At 38.9% G+C, this 16,652-nt stretch carries 16 protein-coding genes; 2 read left to right on the forward strand and 14 right to left on the reverse strand.

Annotation, left to right across the window (positions count from 1 at the left end; translation table 11 throughout):
• Positions 1–229: 229 nt before the first annotated feature.
• The 8 genes from ACW0TQ_RS12180 to ACW0TQ_RS12215 form a co-directional block, all read right to left on the reverse strand.
• Complete coding sequence (locus tag ACW0TQ_RS12180; RefSeq protein WP_042529088.1) at positions 230–1,072, reverse strand: carbohydrate ABC transporter permease; 843 nt, start codon at positions 1,070–1,072, stop codon at positions 230–232.
• Positions 1,072–1,947: a carbohydrate ABC transporter permease gene (locus tag ACW0TQ_RS12185; RefSeq protein ID WP_193064474.1), complete on the reverse strand. Its 876-nt coding sequence runs from the start codon at positions 1,945–1,947 to the stop codon at positions 1,072–1,074. Before ACW0TQ_RS12185 ends, ACW0TQ_RS12180 begins: the two co-directional genes overlap by 1 nt.
• A 97-nt stretch (positions 1,948–2,044) precedes the next feature.
• Positions 2,045–3,325, reverse strand: coding sequence for an ABC transporter substrate-binding protein (locus tag ACW0TQ_RS12190; RefSeq protein ID WP_193064473.1), 1,281 nt, complete (start codon positions 3,323–3,325; stop codon positions 2,045–2,047).
• A 234-nt stretch (positions 3,326–3,559) separates the two neighbouring features.
• Positions 3,560–4,411: an ROK family protein gene (locus ACW0TQ_RS12195; protein ID WP_368901006.1), complete on the reverse strand. Its 852-nt coding sequence runs from the start codon at positions 4,409–4,411 to the stop codon at positions 3,560–3,562.
• A 117-nt stretch (positions 4,412–4,528) separates the two neighbouring features.
• Positions 4,529–5,518 carry a LacI family DNA-binding transcriptional regulator gene (locus ACW0TQ_RS12200; RefSeq protein WP_042529080.1) on the reverse strand — a complete coding sequence of 330 codons (990 nt, stop codon included), beginning with the start codon at positions 5,516–5,518 and terminating at the stop codon, positions 4,529–4,531.
• Between the two features lie 150 nt (positions 5,519–5,668).
• Positions 5,669–6,025: a YxeA family protein gene (locus tag ACW0TQ_RS12205; protein ID WP_368901007.1), complete on the reverse strand. Its 357-nt coding sequence runs from the start codon at positions 6,023–6,025 to the stop codon at positions 5,669–5,671.
• Position 6,026: 1 nt separating this feature from the next.
• Complete coding sequence (locus ACW0TQ_RS12210; RefSeq protein WP_455725711.1) at positions 6,027–7,916, reverse strand: ABC transporter permease; 1,890 nt, start codon at positions 7,914–7,916, stop codon at positions 6,027–6,029.
• A complete protein-coding gene (locus ACW0TQ_RS12215) occupies positions 7,873–8,640 on the reverse strand; it encodes an ABC transporter ATP-binding protein (protein ID WP_455725712.1) in 768 nt (255 codons plus the stop codon). The genes ACW0TQ_RS12210 and ACW0TQ_RS12215 overlap by 44 nt, the downstream gene beginning before the upstream one ends.
• 213 nt (positions 8,641–8,853) lie before the next feature.
• On the opposite strand from ACW0TQ_RS12215, the gene ACW0TQ_RS12220 reads away from it, so the two are divergent.
• Both ACW0TQ_RS12220 and ACW0TQ_RS12225 read left to right on the forward strand, forming a co-directional pair.
• Entirely contained in the window at positions 8,854–9,564 is a 711-nt protein-coding gene (locus tag ACW0TQ_RS12220; RefSeq protein ID WP_042529071.1) for a response regulator transcription factor, read from the forward strand.
• Between the two features lie 58 nt (positions 9,565–9,622).
• The gene (locus tag ACW0TQ_RS12225; protein WP_256705288.1) at positions 9,623–10,996 is read left to right on the forward strand and encodes a sensor histidine kinase; all 1,374 of its coding nucleotides are present in this window, start codon (positions 9,623–9,625) and stop codon (positions 10,994–10,996) included.
• Positions 10,997–11,338: 342 nt separating this feature from the next.
• Here ACW0TQ_RS12225 and ACW0TQ_RS12230 read toward each other — a convergent pair whose 3' ends face one another.
• From ACW0TQ_RS12230 to ACW0TQ_RS12255, 6 genes are all read right to left on the reverse strand, one after another.
• The gene (locus ACW0TQ_RS12230; RefSeq protein ID WP_256705289.1) at positions 11,339–12,103 is read right to left on the reverse strand and encodes an ABC transporter permease; all 765 of its coding nucleotides are present in this window, start codon (positions 12,101–12,103) and stop codon (positions 11,339–11,341) included.
• A complete protein-coding gene (locus ACW0TQ_RS12235) occupies positions 12,100–13,035 on the reverse strand; it encodes an ABC transporter ATP-binding protein (RefSeq protein ID WP_256705290.1) in 936 nt (311 codons plus the stop codon). Before ACW0TQ_RS12235 ends, ACW0TQ_RS12230 begins: the two co-directional genes overlap by 4 nt.
• Complete coding sequence (locus tag ACW0TQ_RS12240; protein WP_256705291.1) at positions 13,032–13,244, reverse strand: PLDc N-terminal domain-containing protein; 213 nt, start codon at positions 13,242–13,244, stop codon at positions 13,032–13,034. Before ACW0TQ_RS12240 ends, ACW0TQ_RS12235 begins: the two co-directional genes overlap by 4 nt.
• On the reverse strand, positions 13,241–14,371 hold the full coding sequence (locus ACW0TQ_RS12245; RefSeq protein WP_256705292.1) for a helix-turn-helix domain-containing protein: 1,131 nt from the start codon (positions 14,369–14,371) through the stop codon (positions 13,241–13,243). Before ACW0TQ_RS12245 ends, ACW0TQ_RS12240 begins: the two co-directional genes overlap by 4 nt.
• Before the next feature lie 159 nt (positions 14,372–14,530).
• Positions 14,531–16,075 carry a solute symporter family protein gene (locus tag ACW0TQ_RS12250; protein ID WP_193064468.1) on the reverse strand — a complete coding sequence of 515 codons (1,545 nt, stop codon included), beginning with the start codon at positions 16,073–16,075 and terminating at the stop codon, positions 14,531–14,533.
• Positions 16,072–16,419: a DUF485 domain-containing protein gene (locus tag ACW0TQ_RS12255; RefSeq protein ID WP_042535655.1), complete on the reverse strand. Its 348-nt coding sequence runs from the start codon at positions 16,417–16,419 to the stop codon at positions 16,072–16,074. Before ACW0TQ_RS12255 ends, ACW0TQ_RS12250 begins: the two co-directional genes overlap by 4 nt.
• Positions 16,420–16,652: the final 233 nt, after the last annotated feature.

Genomic DNA, 16,652 nt, shown 5'->3' on the forward strand with positions numbered 1-16,652 from the left:
ACTGTGAAATAATATTTGTTGTTCTATGTAGTATTAACTTATACTTTGAATATAATGTCAACCGGTTGACATTATATTCATAAATATCTTTGATTTAAAACTTATAATGTAAAATATCTCTAAAAAAGAACAATTTAACTGGCATAACTATGTGAAATCCAGTTATAAAAGCTGGATTTCACATAGTTTGAATGAATTCATTAGCAAACGTTTATTCCAGTTATTTCTATTATTTAATTCCTGTTCCAGACCCGCCAAGACCCTGCAGAATATATTTTTGCGCCAGAATATATACAATGATTAACGGAATCGTAGATATCGTTAAAATCGACATAACCTGATTCGTAAAAACCGGTTCGGTTGTATTAATATTTGTTATTGCTACTTGTAACGGGAATTTCGACGTATCTGTCAAGACCATCAATGGCCATAAATAGTCATTCCAGCTGGCGATAAAAGAAAGTGTACCAACTGTTGCAATGGCTGGTTTGGACATAGGCAGCACAATTCTCCAAAAAATGGTCCAGTTGTTTCCCCCATCAATCTTAACAGATTCAATAACCTCTTCAGGCACCGCTTTAAAGAAATTCCTAAATAAGTAGATAAAGAATATATTTGCAATTAACGGCAGGATTACTGCTAACCGTGTATTTAAAATTCCTAAACTATGAGCTACGGTAAACTGTGTAATAATAATCGTTTCCACTGGTACAATCAACAGTGCAAGCATTAATGCAAAAAGAATTTTCTTTCCCCGGAAATGGAACCGGGCAAAAGCATATCCAGCCATAGCATTGACAACAATGGATCCGCCTGTAATCACTACTGCATAAATAACACTGTTAAAAATATATTGTACAATATCGAATCGGTTAAATAGTTCTTTATAAGACTGCAGCCAATCAGATGGATTAAGCGACGGGAGCAATGCTTTAATTCCGTTCATATCTGTATAGATACTGGCTTCAGGCTTCAATGAGGAGACAATCATCCAAATTAAAGGAAATACAAAGATACATGCGATTAATATAAGTACTGTATATTCGATAATTCTTCTAATTGGTTTTTTCATTAGTTATCGTCCTCCCTTGAAACTCTGCTTTGGATAAGAGTAACAATTCCGATTACAATCCCAAAGATAACAGTCATCGCACTGGCGTAACCTATCATCCGATCAGAGAAACCAGATTGATAGATATAGTAAACAGGCGTCATGGTTGCATTCATTGGTCCGCCTTGTGTCATGACCATCGGCTGTATAATCAGCTTAAAGGCAGATATTAATGTCGTAATCATAATCAATATAGATGTAGGCTTTAATAAAGGCAATGTAATGTAGTAGAATTTCTGCCATTTATTCACTCCATCTATTTTTCCTGCTTCATATACCTCTCCAGGAATATTCTGAAGCCCCGCTAAAAAAATAAGCATTTGATAACCAGCCCCCTGCCAAGCAGATACGAATACAATAGTAACCATAGCTTGGGTCGGACTGCTTAAAAATGGTTGCGGATCTATTCCTACATTAAGAAGTATATTATTAATCAAACCTTCTGAAGGATTTAATAAATATAACCAAAGGACAGAAATAACAACGAGCGACAAAACAACTGGCGAGAAGAAAGCAACTTTAAAGAAGATATTTCCTTTACGCTGTTTGTTAATCAATAAAGCCAGGCCAAGTGCTGCCCCAACTTGAATTGGAATAACAAGTACTACAAATAAGGCAATGTTCTTTAAACTTTGTATGAAAACAGGATCTTTAAAGATTGCTATAAAATTTTCAAGCCAAACAAAATTAATATCATTTGGTGTTAATAAATAGTAATCTGTAAATGAATAATAGATTGCTAATAACGATGGATAAACTAGAAATAACCCTAGTAATATTAATGCTGGCGCTAAAAAAATATAAGCTGCTAAATTCTCCTTCTTTTTAATATTCATTTCCTAAACCCCTTTTAAATATTTCAGCTTAGTAAAATACTAAGCTGAAATATTCTTAATATAATTCGGTCTAACGTTCTTCCTGTAATTTTCTAGATTAATCTAATGCACTCTGAATTTGTGCTGCCTTGTCATCAAGCAACGCTTGAATGTCACTATTTTCTTCATAATAAGTTGTGTCGCTTATTGTATCCTGAAAAATACGGCTTACTTGCGGGTAATTAGGCAGAAGCGGACGAGCTTGTGCAGACGCTGCGTTCTGTTCAATTAAAACATTCATTTCATCACTTACTTCATCTGTAATTTCATCAATTGCCGAGTAAGATGCCGGCAGAACACTATTTGCTAATGACATTTCTGATAATGATTCCGTAGATACCATAAAATCAATTAATGCTCCTGCTGCTTCCTGTTTTTCAGAAGAAGCAGACATTGCATATTGCCAGCTTCCTGATGGTGATACAAGTTCACCTGTATCTGGAGACGTTGGATATGGCATCACACCGTATTCAATATCTGGATATTCTTCAAGCTCTGCAATTGTCCATGAGCCGCCAAGCTTCATTGCGTATTCTCCAGTATGGAACCCTTTTTCCACCGGTGTAATCGTACTGTAACCATTTTTCACCATATCCTGGATAAATGTGAACGCTTTGACGCCATTCTCGTCGTTTAAAACGCCTTCAGCTGTTGTGCCGTCTTCAGAAACGACATCTCCACCTTGCGACCATAAGAAAGGAGTAAATGCGTACATTAACCATTCGCTCTTATCGTCGAATCCCATATCAATAACTGGCTTGTCAAATTCATTATGCAATGTTTCATTCAGTTCTATGAATTGATCCCAATCCCACGGCTCGTCCACTGTCGGCAACGTTTCCAAGTCTATTCCCGCTTGTTCAAACATTTGCTTATTATAGAAAATACCTACTCCAGATTCTGAAAAGCCGACTCCATACATCTGGTCATCGTACGTACCTTGTTCAATAATGCTCGGCAGTAAATCATCTTTGTTGGTGAGATATTCATCGACTGGAGCAATAATTCCAGATTCTGCATATGCTGCTGTATTCGGACCATCTAATGTTAAGACATCGGGTAAAGTATCTGTTGTTAATGCTGCATTAATTTTATCTTCATATCCTCCACCACTTCCGCTGCGGGGAACAAATTCTGCTGTTGCTGTATATTCTCCTTCATATTCTTCATTGAAACGGTCAATAGTATTTTGCATTGCTTCTCCTTCAGGCGTTTCTAATGAAGTATGGAACCAAACAACTATCTCATTATCATTTGCTTCAGAGCTTCCTCCACTGCCACAAGCTGCTAAGAACAAAACTGCACACACGACACCGACAAGTACAGATAACTTTTTCATCACTAATCCCCTTTTCATTTTCAGTTTATTGTAACTGCTTACAAAAGATTATATGACAACCGGTTTCATATGTCAACCGGTTGTCATATACTTTTTAAAATTTTTACAAGCTTATGGCATATTGTTAATGTCTTATTACAGGGAAGTCTCTTACGTTTAAATTTATCTATAATAGCAAAAAGAGATGAACCCAGGCTGGCTAATCACCACCTCCGATTCATCTCTTTTTTTCATCTATTTTTTCATCGCTAATGCAATACAGCCTTTTACCCCTTGATCGTCATCTAATCCCGGGGCTACAATCAACTCATCTACATTCTCTACTTCTATATAGCCGTTCAACAATTCCATAAATTTTTCACGAATCATTGGATAGAGCTTTTCCTGCTTCATTACTCCGCCGCCAAGAATAATTTTTTCTGGAGAAAGAATAACAAAATAATCCAATATAGCCTGTGCAAGGTAATATGCTTCTATTTCCCAAACATGATCCTCATCAGCTAATTCCGCTCCCTTGCGTCCATAACGCGCTTCGATTGCCGGTCCTGCAGCTAATCCTTCTAAGCAGGCTCCATGGCTTGGGCATGCTCCTTCAAAATCATCTTCCGGATGTTTTTTTAATATAACATGGCCCATTTCCGAATGGTTTCTTCCTTGAAACGGTTTGCCATCTTGAACAAGCCCAGCCCCAATACCTGTACCTACTGTTATGTAAAGACAGCTGGAGGCATCTTTTCCAATACCGTATTCATACTCTCCCATACTCGATGCAATAACATCTGTATTAATAGCTACCGGTATATTAAAACGTTTTTCTAATTCTTCCAAAAGAGGATAATAACGCCAAGGAACTTTCGGGGTGTTTTCAATCGCGCCATAGTTTTCACTGTCTGCCCGTAAATTGATTGGTCCAAAAGCTCCTACTCCCATTTTTTCAATCGAATACTTAGAAAAAAATTCTTCCACCCGTGCTAATGTTTCTTCAGGTGTTGTTGTCGGAAAAGCAGTTCGATCTAAAATGGTTCCGTCCGGATTACCTACTGCACATACAAACTTTGTTCCACCTGCTTCAATTGCTCCTATCATTTTGAAAACACTCCTTATCTATCACTCTTATTGTTTGATTATTATAGCAGATTTTTCTCATTGGGATATTATTTCATCCTTTTTTCTCCGTCTAAATAGGAATAAACATATTGTTCTTCATGTTACATGACCTGTTGTTTTCCCTTTCCACAGGGAAACCGGGAATGTTTTTTCTTTCAAATCATGGGGCTTCCCATCAATCTCCTGAATCAATGTTTCCACAGCATTTTCTGCAATTTGATATGTAGGCTGAATAATCGTCGATAAATCAGGATAAATCGAACGAATCAGACCTGTTCCATCATAACCAATAATTTTTAAATCCTCAGGTATTTTATAACCCAAACTTTCAGCATACTGTAAAGTACGAATAGCTAATAAATCATCACTGGCAAATATACCATCCACATCTGGATTTTCCTTAAAAAGCTGTTTTATAATATCAATATTGCTTTCTAAATAAGCAACATTCGGTACATGATACGTTAAAGGTATTCTTCCTGCATCATGCATCACTTTTTCATAAGCATATTGTCTTTCATTTGCTGGTGTTTCCAAATTCACATCTCCATTAATATGAATGATATTTTCACATCCGGCTTCTATCAACTCTTTCGTTGCCATTTCTCCGCCTTGAAAGTTATCTGAGCTGACAACATGAATATTCTCCGATAGATAATGGTCAATCACAACTGCAGGAAATTGCTGCTCCTTATCAACTAAGCCGCGATTATACGTGACAACAATTACCCCATCTACTTGATTACGCTGCAGCATGTCCCAATATTTTTTTTCTTTTTCTGCCTCTTGCAAACTGTTGCATAACAAAACTTTATATCCTTTGTCATTACATATCCTCTCAATATTATCCACTAGCTCACCAAAAAAAGGATGGTTAGTAGAAGGTACGATAACACCAATCAAGTAGGTACGCTTATTATACAGTGAACGTGCAAGGTCATTCGGTATATAATTGATTTCCTTCATCGCTGCAAACACTTTTTCTTTCGTTTTGCTACTGATGTATCCTCTATCGTTCAGTACACGAGAAACTGTTGTTGGAGATACTCCAGCAACTTTCGCGACATCCTGAATCTTAGGTTTCATAAAAATCTTCTCCTTTTGGCCCGCTTTCATTTATCTATTCTTAATCATATAGTCTTTCTGTCTCAACGTAAAGAATGGGTGTTAAACTGCACAAAAACAGCCTGATAAGATATAAATGTTTTATACCTTACCAGGCTGTTAGCTGCTAAACTACAACGCTTCCTTCACCTCATCCGGCAATTCCGCTTCACTTACTTCATCATACGAAGAAACTTCATTATCCTTATTCACGTAGAGCATCAGATATGCTCCCTGACGCAATTCCTTCTGGGCGGAAAATTCAACCTGAATTTCTTCCCCGTCCTCTGTATAAGCCGACTGCTCATACCAATACGTCTTCATTACTTCACCATTATCCAGCTTATCTTCTTCCGTATATGCTGATTCGTCGATTTGAACGTAAGCATTATCCTTCCCTGTCCGATTAAAGTCTACCGTCATCAACACTACAACTGCAGCAACAAATAAAACTACAACACCAATTACTAAAGCCATTATTTTCTTCATTTTACCCCTCCTGTGCGGCGGTCTGGGTGATTGTTTTATTAAATCCCCGAACCGTAACCACGTAATATAAAATATAAATCAATGTGTAGGCAGCCATCCATATAATAACCGGCTCCCATAAGTTCATATCTAATAAATTAGAAAATGCCATTAAAGCAACAGCTCCATGCATCAGACCTAATACCAGCGGTGCTAAGAAAATAAGACCGACTTGATAACGGACGGTTTTTTTCATTTCTTTTTTAGACACGCCGATCTTATATAGAACGGTATATTTATCCTTATCTTCTTCCGCTTCCGTCATCATTTTAAAGAAGATAATGCTGCCTGTAGCCACTAAAAATACCAGCCCCAAAAAGCTGCCGACAAATAACATCGCCCCCGATGATTCGATGGAATCCTGATAACTTTGGACAGCACTGGAGAAATGCTCTGTTTTTGCTTCCAGCTCTTTGGAAAGCTCTAAATGTTCCTTATAATCAGCGGTTTGTACAGCCTGATAAGTGCCTTCCCCGCCATCCAGCTCTTGAAATGACGCATCATCCATCACTAAAGTTATTCCTGGCAGAGTTTGAATATTGAACAGCGGTTGTTCAAAAAACTGATCCACCGCTTTCACGTCATTACCTACTTCTACCGTTTCTGCTTTCTCTTCCAACCGTTCATCATAAAAGGGATCAGCCATGATGACTTCATCGTTTGCTAAATCAACATTTTCTACATCCCAGCCGAGCGCTTCTGTCAGCCTCATAAACGTTTCTTCGTCAATGACATAATAGGACTGATCATATACTTCTCCTTCTACGGTAATGTCCTTCGCCTCAAAGCTGACCGCATCTTCTACTATACCTGAATCGATGTCCTGTTCCTCTCCCTCCCACATAAAGGAGAAGGGTGTAAATTGTTCTACATTTTTTTCGGTATTATAATACGTCCCGAATATTGCTCCGCCTGCCGTAATCGTTGTCGCACTCAACGTTGCAATAATCGTTAATGTTTTCGCATTCCCTCGAATCCGGTAAAGAAGCTGGGAGGAGGTCATCAGATTAAGTCCTTTCCAAGCCCACTTCTTACTCTTTTTCAATAGATTTAAAACATAAACAAGCACACTGTTAAATAAAAGATAAGACCCTAAAATCGTTAAACCGATGATTATCAGCGGCATCGCTAAGCCGAAAATCCGCCAGGCGGAAGAGGTCATTAAATCCTGAAGCGCCAGCCAATAGGCTCCAGCTAGAGCGAGTACACCAATCAGCGCAGAAAGGATGCGTGCTTTTGGCTGTGCTTCCCCTTTTTTCTCCGCATGGAATAAATCAATGAGCTTAAATTTATAAATCACCCGATAACCGAGCAGAGAAGTAACTAAAAAGATCAGGAAGAAGACCACTACTGTCTCAATCACTGCCTGCATGGAGAAAGCAAAACCAACAGATAATGATAAGCCCATTAATTTTAATAATAGAGCTAGTAAGGCTTGCGACAATAAGAAGCCTAACCCCACCCCGATAACTAATGCAATCAGTCCAATCACGATATTTTCAAAGAATAGTAAAAAACCAATCGATCGTTTACGTACGCCTAATAAGGAATAAAGCGCAACTTCCTTTTTCCTCTTTTTCATAAAAAAGGAATTAGAATACAAAATAAATATAGCCACAAAAATCATCAGTACAAATGCGGAAGCGCTCATCACTGCCTGCATTTGTTTCGAAGTCTCTGCCAATCCGCTGATATCATCACTATGCTTCAGCATGGCAAAGGTAAAATAAATAATAATCGAGAAAATCGTGGAACCAATATATAATCCATAGCTCTTCATGTTTCTGCGAATATTTTTTAATGCTAAATCAAATAAGGTCATTCCCGTCACCGCCTGCTTCTGCCAATTCATCTAATATCATCTGGAAAAATTCCTTTCGTGTATGCGTGCCGCGAATAAGCTCCTGCGACAGACCTCCATCTCTTATAAACAGAATACGTCTGCAAAAGCTTGCTGCATAAGCATCATGTGTTACCATCATCACCGTTGTTTCATGCGCTTCATTCAAATTGCTTAAGCTCTCCAACAAATCGGTAGCTGACTTGGAATCAAGCGCTCCTGTCGGTTCATCCGCAAAAATAAGCTTCGGGTTCGACACGAGTGCACGACAGGAAGCAGTACGCTGCTTTTGTCCCCCGGAAATTTGATACGGATATTTATCCAATAAATCCTCGATGCCAAACGAACGGGAAATGGCATTTACCTTCTCTTCAATTTCCTTCGCCGGCTGTTTGGCAATCGCTAACGGCAGCAGAATATTTTCCTTTACCGTTAAGGAATCTAATAAATTATAATCCTGAAAAATAAAGCCTAAATGATCGCGGCGAAAATCTGCCAGCTTATCCTCTTTCATCTTGGCAATATTGTCTGCCTCTACATAAATATCCCCTTTTGTCGGTGTATCGATCGTTGCGAGTACATTAAGAAGCGTTGATTTTCCTGCTCCAGAAGGTCCCATCACTCCGACAAATTCACCATGATCAATGGTAAAGGATATGTCTTTCAGCGCTTGAAATGTATTAGCGCCTTTTCCATATATTTTTTCAACACCATCTACTTTTAATAAATGCTCCATTATTTTTGCACCTCTTTTATATATTCCCTGTGAACGTTCTATATTTTTACTATAGACCTTCATCCTTAAACAGCCATCAATCTAACCTTACAAAATGTTTAAATCTCACTCATAGTTGACGAATTCCTGTTAAGATAGTAATAATTCAACTTTTTAGTAAATGATAAAAGAAAACCTCACTATATATATAAATAAGAAAGGCGGGAACACAGCATGGAAAAGCCAAAAATTTTAATCGTGGATGACGAACAGGACTTATGTCAGTTAATGAAAACAGCTCTGCAAAAAGAGGGGATGACCGAAATTGCAACAGCCGGCTCTATCCGGGAAGGATGGCAGCAATTTGTTAAATTTGAGCCCGATTTGGCGATATTGGATGTGATGCTTCCGGACGGCGAAGGCTATGATTTATGCCGGAAAATCCGTGAAATATCACGTATTCCAATTCTATTTTTGTCCGCGAAATCAGATGAAATCGATAAAATACTCGGACTTGCTATTGGCGGAGATGATTATATTACGAAGCCTTTCAGTCCTAAAGAAATGGCTTACCGTGTGAAAGCGCAGCTGCGCCGGGCAGGTATCTATTCCATGGAAGCTTCCAGCTCGCACGCCCCAGCGCAAGCAGATAAAAATATTGGCGAATTTACGATTAATGGGGATGAAACAGAAATAAGCAAGGATGGCAGGGTGTTAGAGCTGACGGCGAAGGAAGTCGGCTTAATGGCGTGCTTTATGCGCAACCCGAAGCATATTTTAAGTAAGGAAACCTTATTCGAAACCGTATGGGGTGAAGACTTTTACGGAGCAGATAATACATTGATGGTGCATATCCGCAGACTGCGGGAGAAAATTGAAGAAAATCCTTCAGAACCCGCCTACATTGTTACGGTAAAAGGACTCGGCTATCGCTTTAACCCATAAACTGCTTCTATGTTTACATGATGAAGAGATTTTTATTTGATAAAGGAGAAAGTGCACCATGAAATGGAAACTCACCATTCGCTACCTTATTTCCATTCTCAGTATTGTTTTTATCGTCAGCATTGTGAATACCGTTATTCTGCTTGCGTTAATATTGTCTCAGCACAATGAGGATCCAGAAGATATCATTCATGATACAGGAGAAAACTTTACCCGTTCCTTCTTTTACTATTTGTCTATGGAAGACGGCGAACCTGTTGTATCCGAAGAAGGAAAGGATGCACTGACCCGATTTGGAGCCTGGCTGCAAATATTAGACGAAAATGGAAATGTGTTATCCGATGAATTCGCACCAGATAATGCGGCTACACACTATACACCGATTGATTTAGTTCATAAATATAAATATATGGATGATGATTTGAATACCTACTTTATCGGAGAATATGAGGGCTTCAGCTATATCATTGGTGTTCCGGATTCCAAGCAGCAACGGACCATTATTATGGCTGACCCGCAACAGTTTCTGACATACGCTTCCCAATTCCTAGGTGCGATTATTATAGTCGATTTAATTATCGCCTTTATTGTCGGATTTCTATTCAGTACCGTGCTGACCAAACCAGTCTCGCGCATCATAGAACGAATCAGCGAGCTGAAGGAAAGAAAGTTTGAACCGAAGAAAATGAAGCGTCCAGGGGTATTTAAACGCGTTTTCTCTAACTTAAACGATGTATCTGAAACCTTGCAGGCTCATGAAAATGAACGGCAAAAACTGGAACAGATGCGTAATGAATGGATCAGCAACGTTTCACATGATATTAAAACACCGCTCGCATCCATCCGAGGTTATGCGGAGCTGCTAAGCAATGAGGATATCTCTGCAGAAGAACGCTTAGAATATGCCGAAGTCATTGAACGGCAATCACTCTATATGAAAGAGCTGCTGGATGATTTTAATTTAACGATGCGGCTAAGAAACCAGGAAATGACATTGAATCTTCAGGAAATCCGGGTAGAAGGCTTTGTCCGAAAAATGATTATTGATTTACTAAATGACCCGCAATTCCAAACACGTGACATTGACTTTAGCAGCTACGCACCCGAGTTAATTTGGAATATCGATCAGCATTTAATGAAAAGAGCTATACTTAACTTTATTTTCAATGCCTTGATTCATAATGATGAGAACGTCAAAGTAACCGTAGAAGTACAAGAAGACGGTATTATCATCCGCGATGATGGGAAAGGGATCAAGAAAGAAGAACAGGCACAAATTTTTGATCGTTATTACCGCGGCACGAATACGACTTCACGCGGAACCGGTCTGGGTCTGGCTATTTCAAGAGATATCATTCAGGCGCACGGCGGCATGGTGGAAATGGAGAGTGAAGTTGGGAAAGGGACGATGTTTAAGATTCGGATGCAATAATGTTTTGATTAGTGAATAACTGCTGTAGTCTTATTTTGTTTTAAAAAATATGATTCTTCCCCAAGAAATAAAAAGAAAAACATAAATAAATGTACAACAGGAATAGTATAACAGAGCCTTTGTTTTAACCAGACGATAGAGGGTACCACCCTATTGACAGAGAATCTGCGTTGAATTGTTGAATTAAAATAACGGTATAAACAAATATGCGTGTCGTATTCCCTGCTCATAGGAGAGTGCAAAAAAGAGCTGACTGACTATCAGTTCTTTTTTTATGTAAAAAAACCGCCATATGAAATCACATGACGGAAGAAAATTAGGAAAACCATTCTTTAATAACTGCTATAATTTCTTTTTATTTAAAATGACAATGGATAAGCAGATAAATAACAAAGACAAGAAAAGAGAAATAAGCATGGCAGGCATGTAATTTCCTAAGCTGGAAGCACCCTGCAAAAAGTTCATGTTTTCAGCAATAAGTGTAATCGGATTATAACGCTCGAACCTGTCAAAGATACTCACGACAAATAACAGAACTACAAATCCTCCAGTAAGCAATAAGCCTTCATAGCTGTTTCTGGAGATGGTTGAGGTTAAGTGTATTGTTGTTACTAACAAAATTCCAAAGATCCATAATGGAAAAACAGCCAGAAAAATATGCGGGCTATGATCATCTGTGAAATAATAAAGCGTGTAGCCCCAGGTCACAAAAAATGCTAATAACATACTACAAGTCCATTGGAAAATTAAATGAATGCTTTTACTGATTACAATCGTAGAACGCTTCAATCCTTTTGTAACAAGGTTAATCAACGTTCCTTTGCTCACTTCTCCGCTTATTGTTCCACTGAACAGCAGCGCAATCACGATCAATCCCATCTGTGTCATATTGTTGTAAAACTGTCCCCAAGAATCGAGAGAGGTGGGTTCCGGAATATCTATTGGCAATGTATCCCCAAAGCTCATCTGGAGAATATCCGGTGTTATAATCGCTATCAACGGGTTCATGATGCCCAAAATAAGAAAAATAGCTATTAATATAAACAATTTAGAGGTACGCCAGCTTTCCAAAAATTCTTTTTTGGAAAAGTAATAAATATTTCTCATTGAATCACCTCCAAAAAGATAGACTCCAGAGAAGGATTCATTTTTCTTAAAGAGACAGGCATCATTTTGTTAGCTGTAAAACTTTCTAAAAGCAATCCAGCTGTCTCTGCATAACCTTTATTATAAGTAATAATAACCTGGTTCCGTCCGTTTACATTCTCAACCTCTGTGATGATTTCTTGTTTTTTTAAAGCATGAAACTCTGCAGCAAGAGCAGTAAAATCAGCCTCCTCATCAAAAGCCAATTCTATTTGCGGTTTTGCATAGGTTTGCTTCAATTCTTCTATCGACGAATTTACCTTCAGCTTTCCTTCATGTAAAATTCCTACATAATCGCAAATACGCTCGACATCGCCTAAAATATGTGTGGAAAATAAAATCGTCATTTTCCCTTTTAACGAGGCTAAAAGTTCCAAGAATTCATTTCTTCCTTCCGGGTCTAATGCAGAAGTCGGCTCGTCACAAATAAGTAATTCCGGATCATTTAACATCGCCTGCGCAATCCCCAGCCGCTGTTTCATTCCTCTGGAAAAACCTTTGATTTTCTTTTTATTTCTTTCCAGACCTACCAGTCTCAACGTTTCCTGTATCTTTTGCTTTCGTTTTTCTTTTGTCAATCCAGTAATTTCACCGCAAAACGATAAATATTCTTCTGCAGACATGTAATGGTAAAACTCAGGAACATCTGATAAATAGCCTGTGATTCGATTCGTTTTTGTATTTCCAAAAGTAACCTTTTCTCCCCCGACAAATATATCACCTTTTGAAGTTTCTTCAAGTCCTAAAATCAGCTTCATCGTTGTTGTTTTACCTGTTCCATTTCCCCCTACAAAGCCGAAAATGGATCCTGTGGGGACACTTAAATCCAGTCCATCCAGAACCTGTTTAGAACCAAAACGTTTAGAAACATTTTTCACCTCTAAGATATTCATTCATGTTCTCCTTTCCCAAATACGAAATAAAACACGGGACCAATGATTTGGAGAAGTACAACGATAATAATCCACATGCCTTTATTGCCAAAACGGTAATCTGGATGTTTTATCACATGAACCAGTGCTGTAACCATCAATATAAGCTGCAGCATGATCAACGGTATGAGTAACGCTAAATGATCCATTAAAAATGAAATATCATTCATTTTTCTTCCTCCCCTTCCAAGAGACATTTCAACTGCCTATTTATCTGCTGAAATCTTTCTCCTTCCTCTAAATTTAAAAATAAGGGATTATCTACAACCGCATTTATAAAATTCTCTTTTACCAGCATAGAATCTCTTGGCATCTGATTACCGATATCCAGATTATTCAACCAATCATCCACTTGATCAAAATAATCATCCCCGTGCAGGACTAGTGGGAAATCCGTTACTTTTATTACCTTTGTAAATTCTTCTAGTATAGAAAGCGATGCGTCCTCCTCCTTCATTTGTGCATATCCGTAAGCGGCCGATAATTGAAAATTCATCAACGACACTGGATGCAACGATTCAAGGTCAAACGTTTCTGCTATTGCTTTCCCTCTTTGGACCGTCTCTTTAAATTTATCAGGAGCATGGATTAATACCTGCAAATAATTTGTAAATGCACTCATCACGATAATAATATATTGAAATAATGCACTTTGAAGCGTTCCTATGGCTCGATCCGTGTCTCCTTTCATTTGAAAAGCTCCGGAAATCAGACTCTCCACCGGAAAAATCCCAGGAGGATATTCTCCAAGAATTTCTAAGACCTGATCTGCTTCTTTTAAAGTAAATAACGAATATGCTTCCATCTTAAAAGCTTTTGTAATCAACTCCGGATCTTTTGCATGTGTACGTACATGGACAAACAAATCCTTCGCTTCATTCATATAATTTTGGTTTTTTTCCTCCAGATTTTCTCCTGGCAGCCGGTCAATATGATTTATGATAAGCAATCCCATTTGCAAAATAAATGGATAACAAGAATAATATCTGCGGATAAAGCTTCGAATAGACACCAAAACATCCTCTGCCAGCTTTGTTTCAAACGAACCCTTTAAGGAAGCATAAATACGTTGGATTTCTTTTTGATTAAGCTGTGATTCATATCCCAGCAAGGAATCAATGCTTACATTAAAGTACGCAGCAAGCAACGGAAGAGAGGTAATATCCGGATAGGTTTGCCCTGTCTCCCATTTGGAAACAGATGCCTTGGAAACACCGAGGAAATCTGCCAGTTCTTGCTGCGTAATCTTTTTTTGTTTTCTTTTTTCGGTAATGATAGGGCCAATGTTCATTCTCATAGGAACGCTCCTTTCCCTTTTATTGTATGCTTTATTATAAGGCTATTCAATGGAGTTATTGTTAACTATCAAAGCGATAAATCAACTTATGAGTTACTTTTTTTAAACACACCAAAAATGCCTGCAGAAAAATTTCTGCAGGCATTTTTAATACACTCTTTAGTGGCTTACACCGCTGCGCTTATATCCCGTATTTGCTTTCACTTTCACTTCTGCATAACGCTTCATATCCGTCTCCTTCGATAGAATCGTACCTAGATAACCACCCAGGAAGCCGAGCGGAACCGAAACAAGTGCCGGATTCGTCAGCGGGAAGATAGGCTCTCCTACAAATAAGGCCGCCCCTTCTACCGGTGAAAATACGCTGGGACTAATGGACACAAGGATTAATGCAGAGAATAACCCCGTCAGCATGGCCGTCACTGCTCCTGCCGTATTGAATCGTTTCCAATAGATGGTGTACAAAATAACCGGTAGATTGGCACTGGCCGCAATACAAAAGGCAAGCGAGACAAGAAAAGCCACATTTAAATATTGAGCAAATAGAGCTAAAACAATGGACAGAACAGATACAGCCAAGGATGCGTAACGGGCGGCTCTCACCTGCTCTCTTTCTGTTGCCTTTCCCTTTTTAATAATCTGTCCGTATAAATCATGTGCAAATGCGGAAGCTCCTGAAAGAACAAGTCCAGCTACTACCGCTAAAATCGTTGCGAATGCAACTGCTGAGATAAAGGCAAACAGGATGTCCCCTCCAATCACTTGAGCAAGCAATGGGGCAGCCATATTTCCTCCCGGATTTGCAGCTAATATGTTTTCATATCCAACGAATGCTGCTGCTCCGAAGCCTAAGAATAATGTCAACACATAGAAGATGCCGATAACCCATGTTGCGATAACAACAGAGCTTCTAGCCGTCGGCGCATCCCGCACAGTAAAAAACCGCATTAAAATATGAGGCAGCCCCGCAGTTCCAAGTACTAACGCCAGCATAAGCGATATCGTACTGAGCGGTTCTGTATATTGCAATCCCGGCATTAAGTATGCTTCTCCATGCGCTGTTACAGACTTCACATCCGTAAACATTTGCCCGATATTAAAATTAAATTTTAACAGGACAAGAAACGTCATAACGACCATCCCGGCCATCAGCAGAACTGCTTTGACAATTTGTACCCAGCTTGTAGCAATCATCCCGCCGAATAAAACGTAAATCGTCATCATCACACCAACAATCAGTACTGCCGCCCAATATGGAATACCAAATAATAGCTGAATCAAAGCTCCAGCTCCTACAAGCTGGGCTATCATATAAAAGGTGCTGATTGTTATCGTATTCAGCGCCGCTGCTCCCCGAACCTTACTGGCGTCAAAACGGGAATTAATCATATCAGCCAGTGTAAACTTGCCGAGGTTACGCAGCGGTTCGGCTACAAGGAAGAGAACCACTAAATATGCAATCAAAAACCCGATGCTGTAGAAAAATCCATCAAATCCATATAAAGCAATAGCACCTGCAATCCCTAAAAAAGAGGCTGCAGATAAATAATCACCGGCAATCGCCAGTCCATTCTGCATTCCTGTAAGTCCTCCGCCGGCAGTATAAAAATCTCCTGCTGTCTGCGTCTTTCTTGCAGCAAAGAACGTGATCACAAGTGTTAATATAACAATTGCCAAGAAGAGGATAACAACCGTCGCACTCATCGTCCTTCCCCTCCTTCTTCCATTTCTTTTATAATTTCATCTGCCTGTTTATCAAAAACAGCTGCTTTTTTTACATAAACCGTACATAATACCCATGTCATGATAAATTGGGCTAATGCAAACAGCCACACCCAAGAAATATCGCCAATCGCCGGCGTATTTAAAAATGTGGTATACGAAGTCAAAACCGGAAGTAAGAAATAAAATACCAGGAAAAAGATTGTTAATGGCACAATAAATTTTTTTCGATCGTGCATCAGCTTTTTAAAAGACTTGCTTTCTGTTACTTGCACGTAGTCAATCTCTTTTGCAGGGTTCTGCTTATATTCTTTTTCTGCACCCATCTGCATCCTCCTCGAAAATCGGAAAAAAAGGTTTTCTGACCGCTGCCCCTCTGTTAAAGAAAACTTAGTTGCACTTATGCAGGAAGTATACACTTTCTTAACTGCCAAAAAACCTTTTATCACCTTTAAGTCGTTAACCAGCTTCTTTCTATCTGAATCAATTACCGCTTCTCTGCCTTTTTCTTCATATCCCTTCAGCAGCTGCAATTGTCTCCTTGGACTGGCATTCCTCC

Source organism: Oceanobacillus sp. M60, assembly GCF_053839645.1.

Excerpts from the sequence above, each read along its gene's own strand:
- ACW0TQ_RS12180 (WP_042529088.1), bottom strand. The coding sequence starts at position 1,072 with ATGAAAAAACCAATTAGAAGAATTATCGAATATACAGTACTTATATTA.
- ACW0TQ_RS12185 (WP_193064474.1), bottom strand. The coding sequence starts at position 1,947 with ATGAATATTAAAAAGAAGGAGAATTTAGCAGCTTATATTTTTTTAGCG.
- ACW0TQ_RS12190 (WP_193064473.1), bottom strand. The coding sequence starts at position 3,325 with ATGAAAAAGTTATCTGTACTTGTCGGTGTCGTGTGTGCAGTTTTGTTC.
- ACW0TQ_RS12195 (WP_368901006.1), bottom strand. The coding sequence starts at position 4,411 with ATGATAGGAGCAATTGAAGCAGGTGGAACAAAGTTTGTATGTGCAGTA.
- ACW0TQ_RS12200 (WP_042529080.1), bottom strand. The coding sequence starts at position 5,518 with ATGAAACCTAAGATTCAGGATGTCGCGAAAGTTGCTGGAGTATCTCCA.
- ACW0TQ_RS12205 (WP_368901007.1), bottom strand. The coding sequence starts at position 6,025 with ATGAAGAAAATAATGGCTTTAGTAATTGGTGTTGTAGTTTTATTTGTT.
- ACW0TQ_RS12210 (WP_455725711.1), bottom strand. The coding sequence starts at position 7,916 with ATGAATTGGCAGAAGCAGGCGGTGACGGGAATGACCTTATTTGATTTA.
- ACW0TQ_RS12215 (WP_455725712.1), bottom strand. The coding sequence starts at position 8,640 with ATGGAGCATTTATTAAAAGTAGATGGTGTTGAAAAAATATATGGAAAA.
- ACW0TQ_RS12220 (WP_042529071.1), top strand. The coding sequence starts at position 8,854 with ATGGAAAAGCCAAAAATTTTAATCGTGGATGACGAACAGGACTTATGT.
- ACW0TQ_RS12225 (WP_256705288.1), top strand. The coding sequence starts at position 9,623 with ATGAAATGGAAACTCACCATTCGCTACCTTATTTCCATTCTCAGTATT.
- ACW0TQ_RS12230 (WP_256705289.1), bottom strand. The coding sequence starts at position 12,103 with ATGAGAAATATTTATTACTTTTCCAAAAAAGAATTTTTGGAAAGCTGG.
- ACW0TQ_RS12235 (WP_256705290.1), bottom strand. The coding sequence starts at position 13,035 with ATGAATATCTTAGAGGTGAAAAATGTTTCTAAACGTTTTGGTTCTAAA.
- ACW0TQ_RS12240 (WP_256705291.1), bottom strand. The coding sequence starts at position 13,244 with ATGAATGATATTTCATTTTTAATGGATCATTTAGCGTTACTCATACCG.
- ACW0TQ_RS12245 (WP_256705292.1), bottom strand. The coding sequence starts at position 14,371 with ATGAGAATGAACATTGGCCCTATCATTACCGAAAAAAGAAAACAAAAA.
- ACW0TQ_RS12250 (WP_193064468.1), bottom strand. The coding sequence starts at position 16,075 with ATGAGTGCGACGGTTGTTATCCTCTTCTTGGCAATTGTTATATTAACA.
- ACW0TQ_RS12255 (WP_042535655.1), bottom strand. The coding sequence starts at position 16,419 with ATGGGTGCAGAAAAAGAATATAAGCAGAACCCTGCAAAAGAGATTGAC.